Here is a 15,673-nt window from a genome sequence, read left to right as displayed (position 1 = left end):
ATGCTTACGAACCTGAAAGTAGATCCGGAACAGTTGCCGAAGCGCGTCATCGTATGTGGAGATCCAAAACGGGCTGCCTTGATTGCCGCCAAGCTGGACAACCATCGGTCCATCGGAGAAAATCGCGAGTATCACAGCTATGCCGGGACGTGGAAAGGCACGGAGGTTGCCGTAGTCAGCCACGGCGTCGGTTCGCCGGGTGCTGCCGTATGTTTTGAGGAGTTGGCAAAAGGTGGCGTGCAGGTCATCATTCGCGTAGGTACGGCAGGATCGTACCAAAAAGAAATCGAGCCTGGCAGCCTCGTCATCAGCTCGGCTGTCGTGCGTCAGGACGGACTGACCAGCCAGCTCGTTCCTCCGGGTTTCCCGGCAGTCGCCAATCGCCGCGTGGCGGATGCACTGGTGGCAGCAGCAGAAGCAAACGAGGCCGGACTTCCCGTAGCAGAGGGAATTACGCTGACGCTGGATGTGTTCTACAGTGGCGTTCTGGAGTTTCCGCACAAGCTGTACCAAAAAGCCGGGGTACTCGCGGTCGAGATGGAAAATTCCGCCCTGTTCGTCATCGCGGCATTGCGCGGAATGAAGGCCGGAGCGATTTTGGCGATTGACGGCTATGCGGATGCCGATTTGCTTGCTTCGTACAACCCGCATACCGATGCGATGGCAAAAGCGATTGAGGCGGAAGCGTTGATTGCGCTGGATGCTTTGGTGGCTGTTTCCTAATCTAATCACATAAACATGCCCAGGACTGTGAATGGTCCTGGGCTTTTTTTCTGGAGCTTTTCCGGAGTGAAAAGCTATTCTTCGTTGAAGCGATCCAGCATCGAGATCGTATCGATCAGGTGGTTGTTGAAAATTTGCCGGGCGACGCCCAAAAGCTCGATAATCATCGGGTCGCGCAAAGAATAAGTGACTTTGTTGCCGTCTTTTGTTCCGTACACGATATTGTTGTTGCGCAAAATGGCCAGCTGCTGGGAAACGGCCGAGCCTTCACTGCCGATCAGCGTTTGCAGCTCGTTCACGTTTTTGTCTCCCTCCGCCAAAAGCTCCAGAATCCGAATCCGCAGGGGATGACCCAGCGCTTTGAAGAAGTTCGCTTTAAATTGCTGTAGCTCCAAATTCAATAGCAGGTTCCTCCGATCTTTTCGTCATGTGGACGTAGTGGATGTTTGTTGTTGGGCGCAGCTCTGTTGTATGCGGGTGTCGGACAGGCTCGTGCATTCCCGGAACGCAAAGTGCTTGCAGCCCAGGCATTTGTTCGTATCCAGCCGATGAAGCGCATATTCGATTGCCTCTCCGGTGTGGTCGAAAAAGTGCGTTTCCCCGATGCTTGCATACAGACCCGTGCGCTGCAAAATTTGTTTGGGAGCAGGTTGAATGCCCGAGATCAGCACGGTCGTTCCCTGACTCATGGCTTGCTTTACCGTCCGGGACAAATTGGCTTCGCCTGTCATGTCCAAAAATGGCACTTTGCCCATGCGCAGCAACAAGACCTTGGGGCGGTGCTGCAACGTGTTCGCAAGCGAGCTTTCAAACAAGTCGGCGTCCCCGAAAAACAGCGGCCCTTCAATCGTGTAGATGTTGATTTGCGGGCAATCGTGCTGGGACGACACCATATGCGGCATGACTTTTTCGTGCTTCAAAGAAGGGTCGGGCAGCACTTTGGCGACTTGCAGGCTGTCGCGCATCCTTTTGATAAACAGCAGCACAGCAAGCACCAGTCCTACCTCGACAGCGGTAGTCAGATTGGTGAAGACGGTCAAAACAAACGTGATCACAAGCACGAGCGAATCGCTTGTTTTTGCTTTGAGGATGTGGGCAAATTCCTTGCGCTCACTCATGTTCCAGGCGACCAGCATCAAGATCGGAGCCATGCTCGCCAGTGGAATGTGCGAGGCGTAAGGCGCCAGCAGCACGAGGATGAGCAGTACGACCATCCCGTGGATGATGCCGGACATGGGCGAGGCAGCGCCGCTGCGAATATTGGTCGCGGTCCGGGCAATCGCGCCCGTAGCGGGAATCCCGCCGAAAAGCGGCGTCACGATGTTGGCAATGCCTTGCCCGATCAATTCCTTGTTGCTGTTGTGGCGACTGCGGGTCATGCCATCAGCTACGACAGCAGACAGTAAAGACTCTATTGCTCCTAGTATAGCAATGATTAGGGCAGGACTCAGTAATTTTTGGACGCGCTCCAGCGTGATTTCGGGAAAATGGAAGCCAGGCAGTGTGCTCGGAATTTCGCCGAAGGTCGAGCCGATCGTCGCGACCTTTCCTTCGAAAAAGAAAAAGGCAATGACGCTGGAGATGACCAGACCGACGAGCGAGCCAGGCACATTGCGCACAAAACGCGGTGTAATCAATATAATCGCCAGACTGAGGCAGGCGGTTGCCAGGCTGTAGAAGCTGGTTGTATGCAGGTGGACGACGACTTCTTTCATGTTGGACAAAAAGTCCTCGTGCCGTTGTATGTCCGATAGACCGAGGAAATTGGCGAGCTGCCCGGTAAAAATAATGACGGCAATCCCTGCTGTAAACCCGATCGTGACCGGGCGAGGAATGAATTTGATCAGTCCGCCCAGCCGCAAAACGCCCATCAGGACGAGCATAATCCCCGCCATCAAGCCCGCGAGCAGCAAATCCGCGTAGCCGTACTGCATGACGATGGCGAACAGGATCGGGATAAAGGCGCCAGTCGGCCCGCCAATCTGATAGCGGGAACCGCCGAACAGCGAGATGAGCGTCCCTGCGATGATGGTGGTGTAAATCCCGTACTCCGGCTTGACACCGGAAGCGATGGCGAACGCCATGCCGAGCGGAATAGCGATAATGCCTACGATTAATCCTGACACGCAGTCTTTTCTGAATGCTTGCGTATTGTAGCCCTCAAATCTAGCGGCCCACTTCATGGTAGCAACCCTTCTTTTCGTATATTCGAATATTTGATTATTTGAATATAGATGGATCATACTCCCGTTTCATGATTCTCGTCAATTGCATCCTTACACGATCTTTGCCCTTTTTTAACAATTGCTTCAAGTTGTCTTAACGCTGAAGGAGTACCATTCAAAATGACAAGTGAACATTCCCCTTCGGTTGGAGTCATGGAGAAACCCCCGACAGCCTTTCCAAGCACTTTCCTCAAGTATGCTTGTGCAATTGTCATGTCGTTGGGTTTTTTTGTCGTTCGCAAAGGAGGCTTACGAATGAATCAGGAGCAGTTTCACGGCAGGTTGGAAGAGTACAAGCTGATTGCTTCCGTAAAAGAGGCGAAGTACCTGGAAAAAGCGGCAGAGGCCAATGTGAGCGCCGCCGTGCTCTCCATCGGCAACATCGGGGTCATCAAAGGCTATGTAGACTTTTTCAAAAACAGAAAGATTCCGGTGTTCCTTCACCTCGAAAGAATCGGGGGAATCAGCTACGACCGGGAAGGCATCGCCTTTTTGGCGCATTACGTGAAGCCGGACGGGATTGTGACCACGCGCAACACGCTGGTCAAGCTGGCGAAAAAGCAAGGCTTGCTGACAATCCAGCGCCTGTTCCTCGTAGACAGCGACTCGCTCAAATCCGGGCTGTCGTCTCTCGCTGAAACCCAGCCTGACGCCGTCGAACTGATGCCGGCACTGCTGCCAGAGTATATCGAAGAGTACAAGCGCGTGATTGATATTCCAATCATCGCTGGTGGTTTGATCCGCAAGCGGGAGCAGATGGAGGAAGTATTGCAGCATGGAGCGACTGCTGTGTCAGTCGGTAACCCCCTTTTGTGGAAGGAGAGTTTTTTGCATGATTCAAGCGTTGCTGTTTGATCTGGATGGGACCTTGCTGGACAGCCGGGATGCAGTCATCGACGCAGTCGCCTATACAGCAGAAGAGTACGCACCGGGTCACTTCAGCCGGGAAGAGCTGCTCGCGCGTTTTGGCGAGTCGTTCGACGATTTTTTGGCAGCTGTCGCACAAGCGGCAGGCGTGCCCGACAAGCAAGAGGTGCTGGAAAAGTATTTTGCCTACGTGCGTGAGAACCACGCCCGACATGTTCGGCTGTTTCCTTATGTGAAAGAAGGGCTGGAAAAATTAAAGCAGGCAGGCTATCAGCTGGCGGTGGTCACCAACAAGCAGCGGGAATTTGCGCTGGCCGGACTGAAGCAGGCGGGGATCGACAAGCTGTTCGAAGTCGTAGTGGCCGTGGACGATGTCGCCAAAGGAAAACCGTCAGCCGAGCCTGTATGCAAAGCGCTCGCCAGTATGGGCAGTCGTCCCGAGCAGGCGATGATGGTCGGCGATAGCCGCTACGATGTGCTCGCGGCAGTCGCGGGTGGCGTCTCGTCCGTGGTGCTGGAGTGGTACGGGCAGGAAGAGTGGCTCTATGCCACGCCTGATTACCGCTACGCCGATTTCGAATCGTTTGTCACCGACATGATGGCTGCCAAGGCGCAAGGAGGAAGATGAAAAAGATGGCAAGAGTGGTGCTGCAACAGATAACGAAAACGTTTCAGAACCAGAAAGTGGTCAAGGGGCTTAATCTCGTGATTCCCGACGGCTCCTTTACGGTGCTGGTTGGCCCGTCCGGGTGCGGGAAATCGACGACCTTGCGGATGATTGCCGGTCTGGAAACGGCTACAGACGGGGAAATTTTCATCGGGAGCCAGTCTGTGAACGCTCTGCCTCCGGGAAAGCGCGATGTTGCCATGGTGTTCCAAAACTACGCGCTCTATCCGACGATGAACGTCTACGACAACATCGCCTACGGCTTGAGAAACCGGGGAACGTCGAAAAAAGACTGCGACGTGCTGGTGAAGGAAATTGCCGAGATTGTCGGCTTGGCGGACTTTCTTAAAAGAAAGCCTTCCCAGCTCTCCGGCGGCCAACGTCAGCGTGTCGCCCTAGCGCGGGCCATGGTGAAAAAGCCAAAGGTGTTCCTCATGGACGAGCCGCTCTCCAACCTGGACGCGAAGCTGCGGAACCAGATGCGCGTGGAGCTGACGAGTTTGCACAAGCAACTGGGCAGCACATTTATTTACGTGACGCACGACCAGGTGGAAGCGATGACGATGGGCGATCAGATCGTCGTGATGAGCGACGGCAACATCATGCAGGTCGCGGCACCGATGGACTTGTACCAGGAGCCGGAAAATCTGTTCGTCGCCCAGTTTATCGGTTCTCCCCCGATGAACATTGTGCCGGCAGAGGGCAGAAGTGACCAGTTGTGGGGATTCCGCCCGGAAAAGGCCGTGTTGTTGCCAGCCTCCGTCTCTCCGGTTTCTGCGGAAGAGATGTGGACGACAAAAGGGCAAATCGTCTCCCGGGAAATACTCGGCTCGGACACGCTGTTCCACGTGGAGACGGAAAAAGGCAGAGTCATCGTCAAAACGGAAACCGAGGAAATCGGACAGTATGGTTCAAACGTTACCGTAACGGTTGCAAAGCCGCATGTGTACATCTTTGATCGCGTGAGCGGAAAAAAAGTGGGGCGACTGGCTGAACGAGGTCAAGTATCCGCACTTGCAGGAGGGGTGAACTGATGCGAAAGGCGGCAACTGCCCACGAGCTGCCGGATACCGGCCAGGTGCGGGCACAAGCAGCTTCCAGGCCAACATCTCGCCCGGATATGATGACGCGTCTTCGCCCGTACTTGTATTTGACACCTGCCATGATCTGCTTCATTTTGTTCTTTTTTTACCCGATTGGCTCGATCATTTATTTGAGCTTTCAAGACTGGTCGCTGATTAATCTGGAAGCGATGGAATGGGTCGGGCTGCAAAATTACACGGAGCTGGTTGCTGACCAGGAATTTCAGCAAGTGCTGACAAATACGCTTGTTTTCACTTTTGCAACCGTGGGCATCAGTTTGGGAATCTCCTTTTTGCTCGCTCTCTGGCTCAACAAAAAGGCGAAAATGTACGGGATCATCCAAGCTACCGTATTCAGTCCGCACATTATTTCGTTTGTTTCTGTCTCCATGTTGTGGATGTGGCTGATGGACCCGCAATTCGGGCTATTGAACGCTGTACTCGAAGCGGTCGGGCTGCCAGGCTACACGTGGCTGACAGACCCGAGCAGCGCGCTGTTGTCGCTGATCCTCGTGAACGTCTGGAAAGGCGTGGGCTACAACACGCTGATTTTCATTGCCGGGCTGCAAAGCATTCCGGGGGATATTTACGAAGCGGCCGCCCTCGATCGTTCGCCGTGGTGGCGGACTTTGACTCGCATTACCATACCGATGCTGTCGCCCACCATGTTCTTTTTGTTCATCATCAACATGATTTCGTCGTCCCATGCTTTCGATACGATTGCCATCATGACCCAAGGCGGGCCGATCAACAGCAGCAATATGCTGGTCTACTACATTTATGAGCAAGGAATGGACTACTACAACGGGGGATTTGCTGCTGCCGCTTCTGTCATTCTTTTGCTTATCGTAGGAGTTTTGACTGCCTTGTACTTCCTGTTCATGTCCAAACGCGTCCACTACCGATGACGATTCCCGAAAGAAAGGAGGAGCAACATGAAACGAGTGGGTGCAATTTCTTTGAAAACAGTGGAATGGGCCGGGCTGTTGGTTGTGGCGCTGCTGTTCGTCTTTCCTTTTTTGTGGATGGCTTCCACAGCGTTCAAGGACATGTCGGAAGTCAGACAGTTTCCGCCGACCTTGTTGCCTGAGATGTGGGAGTGGGGCAATTTTGTCCAAGCCTGGGAGTCAGGGCCGTTCCTGATGTTTACGGTGAACAGCATTGTGGTTGCCGTGGCGATCTTGATCTTGCAGTTTTTGACCGCCGTACCTGCGGCGTACGCTTTTGCCCGCTACCAGTTTCCCGGCCGCAACCTGCTGTTTGGGCTTGTGCTGGTTGCCTTGATGATTCCGGGATACATTATCTTTTTGCCGATCTACGTGCAGCTGAGCGGCTGGGGGCTGGTCAATACGCTCTGGTCGCTGATTCTGCCGTACGCGGCCAGCGCATTCGGGATATTCCTGCTTCGCCAGGCGTTCATGCAGGTGCCGGACGAAGTCATTGAAGCAGCGCGACTGGATAATGCGTCAGAGTGGAAAATCATGTGGACGATCATGGTACCGATGGCGAAGCCAGTGCTGGTCACATTTGGACTTTTCAGCTTTATTTATCACTGGAATGACTACTTTTGGCCGCTGATCATGACCAACAGCGACGAAGTACGCACATTGCCTGTCGGGATTTCCAGCTTGCGCATGTCGGACGGAGGCACTCTCTGGAACGTCATGATGGCGGGGAACATGATCCTCATCCTGCCGATTCTCGTTATTTTCTTCGTGGCCCAGCGCCACATTATCAAAGCGTTTGTCTATCAATCCAAATAATAGATAACCATGTGGGAGGAAACCAAATCATGAAGGCGATGAAAAAGACAGGAACGATTCTATGTGCACTAGCTCTAGGTTTGTCAGGAGTGCTTGCCGGGTGCGGTTCTACAGGCAAGGAACAGGCTGCAAGCACAGGAAACACAACGAAGCCGGCAACGGAAACAGCAGCAAGCAACGGGCCTGTCGAGATCGATTTCTGGTATGCGCTCGGCGGTGTTCGCGGCAAGACGATTGAGGATATGGTCAAAAAGTTCAACGAGTCACATAAAGATATTAAGGTAAAAGCGGCGTACCAGGGCGCGTATCAGGATAATCACTCCAAAGTTCTGGCTTCCGTTGCCGCCGGAAACAACCCGGATGTGACGATGGTAGAGATCGCTTCGATCGCTGCGTTCGCTGATGCGAAAGTGCTCGAAGATTTGACTCCGTACTCGCAAGGCGATGAGAAAAAGTACATTCCCGGCCTGATGAAAAACTCTTACTGGAAAGACAAACTGTACGCCGTGCCGTTCAATCGCTCCACGCCGCTTCTGTACATCAACCGCGACATGCTGAAGGCAGCGGGTCTCGATCCGAACGGGCCGAAATCTTGGGATGAGCTGATCAGCTACTCGCAAAAGCTGGTGAAAAAAGAAGGCGACAAAGTCACGCGCTACGGCTTCTCGACCCCTGTTGATATTTGGTTCTACGAAGCGCTCGTCTTCCAGAGCGGAGGCAACATTTTGAGCGAAGACGGCAAGGAGCTGACCTTGAACAACGAGTCAGGCAAAGCGCCGCTTGAACTTTGGACGAAAATGGTCAAGGAAGGCTTGATGAAAAACCCTCCAGGCGAAAACTACAATGCGTGGGATGTCGCCGAGCAAGATTTCCTCAATCAAAAAGTGGGCATGATTTTCACGACGACAGGTTCCTTGACGGAATTGAAGAAAAATGCCAAATTTGACATGGGAGCAGCCTTCCTGCCAGCAAACAAAAACTTCGGTACGCCAACGGGCGGAGCAAACCTGGTCATGCTGGCGAAGTCTTCTGATGCCGAAAAGAAAGCGGCATGGGAATTTATGAAGTGGATGACCGATACAGAGCAAACCGTACCATGGTCCATCGCATCCGGCTACATGCCTGTGACGACCGCTGCCGTAGATTCACCTGAGATGAAGGCATTCTATGAAAAAGATCCGAACTTCAAAGTAGCAGTAGACCAGCTGCAATACGGTTACCCGCGCCCAATGGCACCTGGTTACAAAGAATTGCAGGATGTCATTCAAAAAGAGCTGCAACGTGCGATGCTTGGACAGGCGACCATTGATGAAGCGCTGCAAAATGCGACGGACAAAGGCAGCAAGCTGCTGAAAAAATAAAGGCGGCACAAACAAGAGAGGAGTTTGCGACATGAATATATGTATGGCGCATCGAGGATGGTCAGGCAAAGCCCCGGAAAATACGATGACGGCAATTCGACTGGCGTTGGCAGAGCCGGCTATACAGGCAATGGAGATTGACGTACAGCTGTCTTCCGATGGCGTTCCCGTGCTGATCCACGACTTTACGCTGGAGCGCACGACGAACGGAAGCGGTCTGGTCAAGGACCACACATTGGAGGAGCTTCGCCAGCTCGATGCGGGCAAATGGCTCGACGAAAAGTTTGCAGGCGAAAAAATCCCGACGCTGGAGGAAGCGCTGATTGCGGTCAAGGGCCGTTGCAGGCTGAATATCGAGTTGAAGGCGACGAGCGACATGTACCCCGGCATTGCCGAAAAAGTGCTCGCGCTGCTCGAACAGTACGGGATGAAGCAGGAAGTTTGCTTGACGTCGTTTGACCATGAGCTGATTCGTCATGTTCGCACTCTCGATCAGCAAATCGAGACGGGACTGATCGTCTACGGCCGTCCTGTGCTCATGCTGGAGCAACTGGAGGAGGCAGGTGCCAGCATTTTGTCCATGGGTTACCCTTTCCTGAACAAAGAGCTTGCCGTAGCCGCCATCGAAAAAGGCTTCAAGGTGATTGCCTGGACGCTGGATGAGCCTGCGCACATTCGCGAGGTCATGTCCTGGCATCCTGATGTACAAATTTGCACCAACCATCCTGACCGGATGCTGGAATTTGTGTAAGCTAGGCAAAAGGAAAAGCCGTCGGAGACATACATGTCCGGCGGCTTTTGGCATGAGAAAAGGGGATTAGCGCGTTTGCTGCAGCTGCTGCGCCTGTTGCACCAAATGCAAGACGCTGCGTTCATACAGGGCGGGTACGGCCCAATCTGCATAGTCGGCGGGAATATCCGGGACTTTTATGGCGTCCGGTTCTGTTGAAATCGCACTTATCTCGCCAGCAGTGGTCAGCAACTGTTTCAAGTATTCCTGTAATACAAGTACAGCCTGCTTGTCTGCTACCGGGCCATGTCCGGGTACAATCAGCGCTGGGCAGTCTTGCAGGAGAGCATCCAAAATGCTGATCCACTCCGGAACATTCCCGGTCATGATGCTTGGATGTGCGCCTGTGAACAGCAAATCTCCGGCAAACAGGATGTCGTCATCGGGAAGGAAAAGGGCGGAATCACAGGGACTGTGACCGTTTCCCAGCGAGCGCAGGACAGCAGAGCGCTTGCTGCCGTGCAATGTAATCGAATCGTGAAAGGTCAAGGTAGCGAGAGTGGGAACCAGTATCGGAAGGGCAGCGTCCATCGCGAGCAGCTCGCCCAGCTCATATTCTTTTTCTTGCCGCTTTTTAGCGTCCGTTTCTTGTTCCAAAGCTTGTTTGACCGTCAGCGGGTAATCAGGGTGCGCTTTGGCAAAGGTCAAAAATTGGTCGTGCGCTCATAGGTGAGCGAACGCGTTTTGGCGGTGGAGAGAATCGGAACACCTGGAAATGCCTGATTGCCGCCAGTGTGGTCCAGATGAAAATGAGAGTTGATCAGAAGCGTGACGGGTTTTCCGAATAGCTGGACAGCCGCATCGTGCAATGCTTGGCCTGCCTGTGGCGTGTACATGGAGTCAAAGACGACTACCTGATCGCCTAAATCAATGATTCCGGCATTAGCCATTGCTCCGGTGCCACGGACAGCAATAGCGGCGTACACGCCTTCTGCAACAGGCTGCAAAGAAAAGTAAGGAGTAGAGATAGGACCGGAAGAACTCATCGTTTCCCCGCCTTTCGCGATAAGAATAGCTTTCTGCTATCATCATTGCAGGAATAAAGTGGAAGCGCAAGCGCGAGTGTGCTTTTATTAGCTTGCTCCGCTATCGCTACCAGTGGCAGCTCATAGATTTTGTTGATCGCTTTGAAGCAAGAAAAACCGCCGGATGCTGCTGCCCGGCGGTTTTTTGATTGCCTCGCTATATTTTGAAGCGGCTTACGTGAGATTGCAGTTCTTCGGCGATGCGGGCCAGGGAAGCAGCGGAGGAGTTCACTTCTTCCATGGCAGCCAGCTGTTCTTCTGTGGCGGCAGAAACGCTTTGCGTTCCGTCTGCCGAATTTTCGGCGACTTCCTCAATGCCGCTGACCAACTCTACTACCTTCTGGGTTCCAGCCGACATTTGCTCGGAATATGTCTTCACTTCCTGGATTTGGCTGGCGACTTGTGCGACAGCATCCTGGATTTGCTCGAAAGACTTGCCAGCATTGTTCACTACTGTCAGTCCGATCGCAACTTCGTTTGTTCCTTGTTCCATCGACAAGACGGCTTGATTCGATTCAACCTGAATCGCCGTAATCAGTTCTTTGATTTGCTGGGCAGATTGGGCAGACTGCTCGGCCAATTTGCGTACTTCGTCTGCCACAACAGCAAACCCGCGTCCTTGCTCGCCTGCTCTGGCGGCTTCGATTGCAGCGTTCAAGGCAAGCAGATTGGTTTGCTCGGCAATAGCGGTAATGACCTGGACGATTTGTCCGATTTCCTGCGAGCTGTTCCCCAAGCGCTTCACGATGTCTGCGATGTTGCTGACCGTATTTTCGATCGATTGCATCTGGCTGATCACGACTTGCAAAGCTTGATTGCCTTCCACGGCGATGCGGGAGGCGCTCAATGCGGATTCGTCCGCGTGCTGTGCGTTGGTGGCGACTTTTTCCGCGCCCTGTGATACTACCTGCATGGCGTTCACGCTGTCTTCCACGCTTCTTACCTGCTTCTCGGCGCCGTACGCGACTTCCTGGATCGTAATGGCGATCTGCTCCGTTGCCTTGCTGGTATGCTCGGCGTTGACCGACAACTCCTCTGCGGAAGAGGCCAGATCAGTAGCCGTATCATTGACCTGCTGAATGATCGTGCGCAGGTTGTGGACCATGGCATTGACCGATTGAGACAGTTGACCGACTTCATCCTGCGAGCGAATTTGCAAGGCGGATACGGTCAGCTCCCCCTCGGAAATCCGGTTTGCCACAGCGGCAACCTCGACGATCGGGCGGGTGATTTGCCGGGAGATCGCATAGGCGATGGCGATGACCGCTGCGACTACGGCAAAGACGATCAGCATGACGTTGTTGCTGACAGCAGAGACGCCAGCGGTGATCGATTCAACAGGAATATGCAAGTACAGGCCAAAGTTGGTTTTGGGGATCGGAGAGTAAGTGACGACATACTCCTTGCCTTGATCCGTGTAGCTGTATGAGCCTTTTTCCGCAGCGCCTGTTTTCAGGATGTCCTGCAAAGGCTGGGGCAGGGCCGATTCCTCAAGCGGCTTTCCGATCAGCTCCTGGTTGGGGTGGTACTGCACCTGATGCTTGTTGTCCACCAGAATCGGATAGCCGTCATTGCCTACATTCAAATTTGCGAGAAACGTGGCTGCGAAATGATCCACGTTGACAAGTCCGGTCAATACGCCGAGCGCTTCATTGTTTTTTCCTTTGACAGGGGAAGCGACAATGATCGAGCGATTGCCCGTAGTTTTGGCGACGAGGACATCGGAGTAGCTGGGCTTGCCCTGCATGCCGTCTTTGAAAAATTGCCGCTCGCCGAGGTCGATCCCGACGCTTTTCGGGAAGGTGTCAGCGGTTACTTTTCCGTCGCTTGAAATAAACGTATTGCCATCGTACAGCTTCATTTCTTCGGTAAACTTGCGGATAAACTCATTTTTGGCTGCCGCGTCGACAGATTGAATATCAGAGGTGCGGGCCAGCACCTGAATTTCCGTCATGCGCCGATCGAGATACTGGTCCATAGCCATAGCTGTACTTGAAGTCAGGTCCACATAAGACGATTTTTGCTTATCGATCAAAATGGTTGAAAAGCTGTTTGTAATAAAAAAGGAAACGGCAGCAAGCGGGATGACCGCTACGGCAAGAAACCACAGGATCATTTTATTTCTGAGTTTGTTGAAAAAAGACATAGGCTCTCCACTCCTAATTGGTGGTTGATTCAACTGCGCGAGGCAAGGAACGCTGCCCGCACAGAGTAGACACAGCCAGACTGCTGAGAAGATTCAGCAGCCTGACCATCGGTTAATATCCCATTGCTGCGCCTTCCCCGCGAGGGTCTGCGCCGCCGAACTTCACGTTCGTTTGCGGATCGATCAAAATGGCGCCGGATTGTCCCATCGCATCTGTATAGGCTGCTTCCAGCTTTTCAACCGGATGTCCGCGCTTCACGAGTTCGTCCAACACTTCCTGTGGAATCCGGCTTTCGACTTTCAAATTGTTGGAGGCGGAGCCCCAGTTGCGTCCGTGCAGCCATCTTGGAGCCTCGATCGCATCCTGTACGCTAAAGCCGAAGTCGACAATACGCGTTACGAGAGCCGCTTGCGTTTGTGGCTGTCCTTCGCCGCCTTGTGTTCCGTAAAGCAGGTAAGGCTTGTCCCCTTTGAAGAGCATGGCAGGGTTAATCGTATGGAAGGTGCGCTTTCCAGGCTCCAGGTGGTTAATGTGTTTCGGATCGAGAGAGAAGTAGCTTCCACGGTTTTGCAACAGGACGCCAGTATCTTTTGCTACGATACCGGAACCCCAGTCAAAATAGTGGCTCTGGATGATCGAAACGGCGTTGCCGTCCTTGTCCACGACGCCAAACCAAGTAGTGTCCCCTTTTGGATCGAGCGGCTCTACTGCTTTTGCCGCTTGCTTCATATCGATGCGTGCAGCCAAATCTTTGCCGTGTTGCTTGGACAACAGCTCGTCCACCGGAATGTCGACGAAAGCAGGGTCTGTCAGCCATTTGTCACGGTCGGCAAAAGCTTGCTTGGTGGCTTCTACAATCGTGTGGTAGTAGTCCGGCGTCCCTTCGCCCATGCTCTTGAGGTCGAAGTTGTTCAACACGTTCAAGATCGAGAGCGAAGCCATGCCCTGGGAGTTGGGCGGTACGTTGTAAGCCTTGTAGCCGCGGTAGTCGACTGTAATCGGTTCTGCCCATGTGGAGGTGTGCTTTTCAAAGTCTTTCAAGGTGAGCAGCCCGCCGTTTTTCTGCATATCCGCTACGATTTTTTTGGCGACTTCGCCTTTGTAAAATCCGTCTGCTCCTTTTTTCGCAATGATTTGCAAAGTTTTGGCAAGGTCCTTTTGCTTGAGGATTTCGCCAGGCGCATACGGCTCTCCGTTCGGCTTCAGGAAGGTTTTGCGGAACCCTTCAAAGCGCTGGAGGTTTTTCAAATCGTTATCGTTCGGATCGATGGCGTATTTTGTCCAATAAACCTGGTTTGGTGAGACGGGATATCCATTTTCAGCGTATCCGATCGCCGGTTCAAGCAGCCTGTGCCACGGAAGCTTGCTGTTGCCCATGCTTTTGTGCGCGTAGTTGTACGCTTCCCACCAGCCAGAAACAACGCCTGGCACCGTATTGGCAGACTCGTAGCCGCGGGAAGGAATTTTTTCGTAGCCTTTGCCTTTGTAGTAGTCGATCGTTGCTTTTTCGCCAGCTCGTCCGCTGCCGTTCAGCGCTTTCAGTTCCTTGGTCTTGGCGTTGTAGATGAGCCAGAAGTTATCTCCGCCGATCGTTGTGTAATGCGGGTAGACGACGGCGAGAGTAGAAGCGGCGGTGATGGCGGCATCTACAGCGTTGCCGCCGTCTTCCAATGTTTTCAGGGCTGCTGCTGTAGCCAGATAGTGTGGTGTTGTTACCATTGCGTTTGGCGACATTGATGTTGGCCGATTAGCTGCTTGAACCGGAGACAGGGTTGCCAGGCCGATTGCAGTAGTCAATGCGACAGTAGAAAGTTTCTTCCAGAATGACATCGTATGAAGCCTCCTTGTATGTTTGATGAACGATTCCAACAATCCGACAGCTTTTCGCAGCCTCACCTCCTTAACTGAAAATGAATATTTTTACACATAAATACATAAATGGACAAAAATAGACAATTGTTGCGCAAAAAAAGACCAATGATATAGGATCATTGGTCTTGTCCTACACCAATACTTCGGTAGCTGGCTGGCATGCCCGCTTGTGCGGAGGTAGCCCCTCTAGCTTTGCGTCGCCGGATTTCCCCGGGTTTGCCGTTTCGATATCAATGGGTAACGCATCCAGTTGATAATAGAAAACTGATTCAATTGTTACAGGAAAATTTTCCTAATCATCCGTTTGTCAATAATATAGACTATTTGTCGATTGGGGTAAATAAGAAAAATTTTTTTAATCTAGAAAAAAAGGGAGGAACAGGGAGTTGTGCGTTTTTCCCGACATTCACACACCACTATTGGCCGAACTGCTTATGATGGTAAAAACGCACATTTGCCAAGGAGTGAATCAAGGCCATGATGCATCCCGATACGGAGCTTCGCTATATCAACGATGAAATCGGGTACGGTGTTTTTGCGACAAAATTGATCCCGAAAGGCACGATTGTCTGGGCACAGGATGACCTGGATCAGGTATTGGACCCGACATATGTGGAAAAACTGGACCCATTGAGAAAGCAGGATGTGCAGAAGTATTCCTTCAAAAATCAGTTTGGAAAATACATCTTGTGCTGGGATAAGGCCCGATTTGTGAACCACAGCTTCCATGCGACCTGCGTGGCGACGATGTACGACTTGGAGCTGGCTGCCAGAGACATTTTGCCGGGGGAAGAGCTGACCGATGATTACGGTACGCTGAATCTGGATGAACCGTTTGATTGCTTGCCGGAGCCGGGGACGAATCGATCGCGGGTGATGCCTGATGACTTGCTGCGCTATTACCGGCAGTGGGATGAGGTTGCAGCTGAAGCTTTCGCCCGGTTCAATCATGTTGAACAGCCGCTGCTCCACCTGGTTCGACCCAAGCATTTGAAAATTATTCGCGGCATAACCGAGCAGCGTCGCTCCCTCGACTCTATCATTTCGTTGTACTGCCAGCCGCAATCCCAATGGCAAAAAGAGCAGGAATGGTAGAGACAGCGGGCCGGACAACGGCCCGATTTTGTTGAACTCTGGGAAGAGAATCAGTA

15 protein-coding genes and 1 riboswitch are annotated in these 15,673 nt (G+C 52.7%); of the genes, 9 read left to right on the top strand and 6 right to left on the bottom strand.

Annotated features, from left to right (window positions below; genetic code table 11):
• Positions 1 to 723, top strand: coding sequence for a nucleoside phosphorylase (locus tag HP435_RS26975; RefSeq protein ID WP_122962511.1), 723 nt, complete (start codon positions 1 to 3; stop codon positions 721 to 723).
• Positions 724 to 797: 74 nt separating this feature from the next.
• Here HP435_RS26975 and HP435_RS26970 read toward each other — a convergent pair whose 3' ends face one another.
• Both HP435_RS26970 and HP435_RS26965 read right to left on the bottom strand, forming a co-directional pair.
• Positions 798 to 1,124: an ArsR/SmtB family transcription factor gene (locus HP435_RS26970; protein WP_122962512.1), complete on the bottom strand. Its 327-nt coding sequence runs from the start codon at positions 1,122 to 1,124 to the stop codon at positions 798 to 800.
• 24 nt (positions 1,125 to 1,148) lie between these two features.
• Complete coding sequence (locus HP435_RS26965) at positions 1,149 to 2,906, bottom strand: SulP family inorganic anion transporter (protein WP_173599069.1); 1,758 nt, start codon at positions 2,904 to 2,906, stop codon at positions 1,149 to 1,151.
• A gap of 297 nt (positions 2,907 to 3,203) precedes the next feature.
• Between HP435_RS26965 and HP435_RS26960 the strand changes: the two genes are divergently transcribed.
• From HP435_RS26960 to HP435_RS26930, 7 genes are read left to right on the top strand one after another with little or no spacing between them, the layout of a single operon-like run.
• Positions 3,204 to 3,803 (top strand): glycerol-3-phosphate responsive antiterminator, encoded by a 600-nt coding sequence (locus tag HP435_RS26960; protein ID WP_122962514.1) that lies wholly within the window; start codon positions 3,204 to 3,206, stop codon positions 3,801 to 3,803.
• Positions 3,781 to 4,443, top strand: a complete 663-nt coding sequence (locus HP435_RS26955) for an HAD family hydrolase (protein ID WP_173596331.1) — start codon at positions 3,781 to 3,783, stop codon at positions 4,441 to 4,443. The genes HP435_RS26960 and HP435_RS26955 overlap by 23 nt, the downstream gene beginning before the upstream one ends.
• A gap of 5 nt (positions 4,444 to 4,448) precedes the next feature.
• Entirely contained in the window at positions 4,449 to 5,516 is a 1,068-nt protein-coding gene (locus tag HP435_RS26950) for an ABC transporter ATP-binding protein (RefSeq protein ID WP_173599068.1), read from the top strand.
• Entirely contained in the window at positions 5,516 to 6,472 is a 957-nt protein-coding gene (locus tag HP435_RS26945; RefSeq protein ID WP_173596333.1) for a carbohydrate ABC transporter permease, read from the top strand. Before HP435_RS26950 ends, HP435_RS26945 begins: the two co-directional genes overlap by 1 nt.
• A gap of 27 nt (positions 6,473 to 6,499) precedes the next feature.
• On the top strand, positions 6,500 to 7,327 hold the full coding sequence (locus HP435_RS26940; protein WP_173599067.1) for a carbohydrate ABC transporter permease: 828 nt from the start codon (positions 6,500 to 6,502) through the stop codon (positions 7,325 to 7,327).
• A gap of 29 nt (positions 7,328 to 7,356) precedes the next feature.
• The gene (locus HP435_RS26935; protein WP_122962518.1) at positions 7,357 to 8,688 is read left to right on the top strand and encodes an ABC transporter substrate-binding protein; all 1,332 of its coding nucleotides are present in this window, start codon (positions 7,357 to 7,359) and stop codon (positions 8,686 to 8,688) included.
• 31 nt (positions 8,689 to 8,719) lie between these two features.
• Complete coding sequence (locus tag HP435_RS26930) at positions 8,720 to 9,439, top strand: glycerophosphodiester phosphodiesterase (protein WP_173596334.1); 720 nt, start codon at positions 8,720 to 8,722, stop codon at positions 9,437 to 9,439.
• A 66-nt stretch (positions 9,440 to 9,505) separates the two neighbouring features.
• Here HP435_RS26930 and HP435_RS26925 read toward each other — a convergent pair whose 3' ends face one another.
• The 4 genes from HP435_RS26925 to ggt all read right to left on the bottom strand — a co-directional run bounded on the left by HP435_RS26925 (position 9,506) and on the right by ggt (position 14,480).
• On the bottom strand, positions 9,506 to 10,126 hold the full coding sequence (locus tag HP435_RS26925) for an MBL fold metallo-hydrolase (RefSeq protein ID WP_173599066.1): 621 nt from the start codon (positions 10,124 to 10,126) through the stop codon (positions 9,506 to 9,508).
• Entirely contained in the window at positions 10,123 to 10,464 is a 342-nt protein-coding gene (locus tag HP435_RS26920; protein ID WP_173599065.1) for an MBL fold metallo-hydrolase, read from the bottom strand. Before HP435_RS26920 ends, HP435_RS26925 begins: the two co-directional genes overlap by 4 nt.
• A gap of 196 nt (positions 10,465 to 10,660) precedes the next feature.
• Positions 10,661 to 12,649: a methyl-accepting chemotaxis protein gene (locus HP435_RS26915; RefSeq protein ID WP_173599064.1), complete on the bottom strand. Its 1,989-nt coding sequence runs from the start codon at positions 12,647 to 12,649 to the stop codon at positions 10,661 to 10,663.
• Between the two features lie 112 nt (positions 12,650 to 12,761).
• Complete coding sequence (ggt, locus tag HP435_RS26910) at positions 12,762 to 14,480, bottom strand: gamma-glutamyltransferase (RefSeq protein ID WP_063228909.1); 1,719 nt, start codon at positions 14,478 to 14,480, stop codon at positions 12,762 to 12,764.
• A 184-nt stretch (positions 14,481 to 14,664) separates the two neighbouring features.
• Positions 14,665 to 14,753: riboswitch (cyclic di-GMP riboswitch) on the bottom strand.
• Positions 14,754 to 14,999: 246 nt separating this feature from the next.
• Here ggt and HP435_RS26905 point away from each other — a divergent pair.
• Positions 15,000 to 15,617: an SET domain-containing protein gene (locus HP435_RS26905; RefSeq protein WP_063228910.1), complete on the top strand. Its 618-nt coding sequence runs from the start codon at positions 15,000 to 15,002 to the stop codon at positions 15,615 to 15,617.
• Positions 15,618 to 15,673 lie beyond the last annotated feature (56 nt).

The organism is Brevibacillus sp. HD3.3A, assembly GCF_013284375.2.
Lineage (GTDB): Bacteria > Bacillota > Bacilli > Brevibacillales > Brevibacillaceae > Brevibacillus > Brevibacillus parabrevis.
The sequence above is the reverse complement of the archived record's forward strand: the minus strand, read 5'-3'. Positions and strand labels throughout refer to the sequence as shown.

Coding starts and splice junctions, on each gene's coding strand:
- HP435_RS26975 (WP_122962511.1), top strand. CDS start 1: ATGCTTACGAACCTGAAAGTAGATCCGGAACAGTTGCCGAAGCGCGTC.
- HP435_RS26965 (WP_173599069.1), bottom strand. CDS start 2,906: ATGAAGTGGGCCGCTAGATTTGAGGGCTACAATACGCAAGCATTCAGA.
- HP435_RS26960 (WP_122962514.1), top strand. CDS start 3,204: ATGAATCAGGAGCAGTTTCACGGCAGGTTGGAAGAGTACAAGCTGATT.
- HP435_RS26955 (WP_173596331.1), top strand. CDS start 3,781: ATGATTCAAGCGTTGCTGTTTGATCTGGATGGGACCTTGCTGGACAGC.
- HP435_RS26950 (WP_173599068.1), top strand. CDS start 4,449: ATGGCAAGAGTGGTGCTGCAACAGATAACGAAAACGTTTCAGAACCAG.
- HP435_RS26945 (WP_173596333.1), top strand. CDS start 5,516: ATGCGAAAGGCGGCAACTGCCCACGAGCTGCCGGATACCGGCCAGGTG.
- HP435_RS26940 (WP_173599067.1), top strand. CDS start 6,500: ATGAAACGAGTGGGTGCAATTTCTTTGAAAACAGTGGAATGGGCCGGG.
- HP435_RS26935 (WP_122962518.1), top strand. CDS start 7,357: ATGAAGGCGATGAAAAAGACAGGAACGATTCTATGTGCACTAGCTCTA.
- HP435_RS26930 (WP_173596334.1), top strand. CDS start 8,720: ATGAATATATGTATGGCGCATCGAGGATGGTCAGGCAAAGCCCCGGAA.
- HP435_RS26920 (WP_173599065.1), bottom strand. CDS start 10,464: ATGAGTTCTTCCGGTCCTATCTCTACTCCTTACTTTTCTTTGCAGCCT.
- HP435_RS26915 (WP_173599064.1), bottom strand. CDS start 12,649: ATGTCTTTTTTCAACAAACTCAGAAATAAAATGATCCTGTGGTTTCTT.
- ggt (WP_063228909.1), bottom strand. CDS start 14,480: ATGTCATTCTGGAAGAAACTTTCTACTGTCGCATTGACTACTGCAATC.
- HP435_RS26905 (WP_063228910.1), top strand. CDS start 15,000: ATGATGCATCCCGATACGGAGCTTCGCTATATCAACGATGAAATCGGG.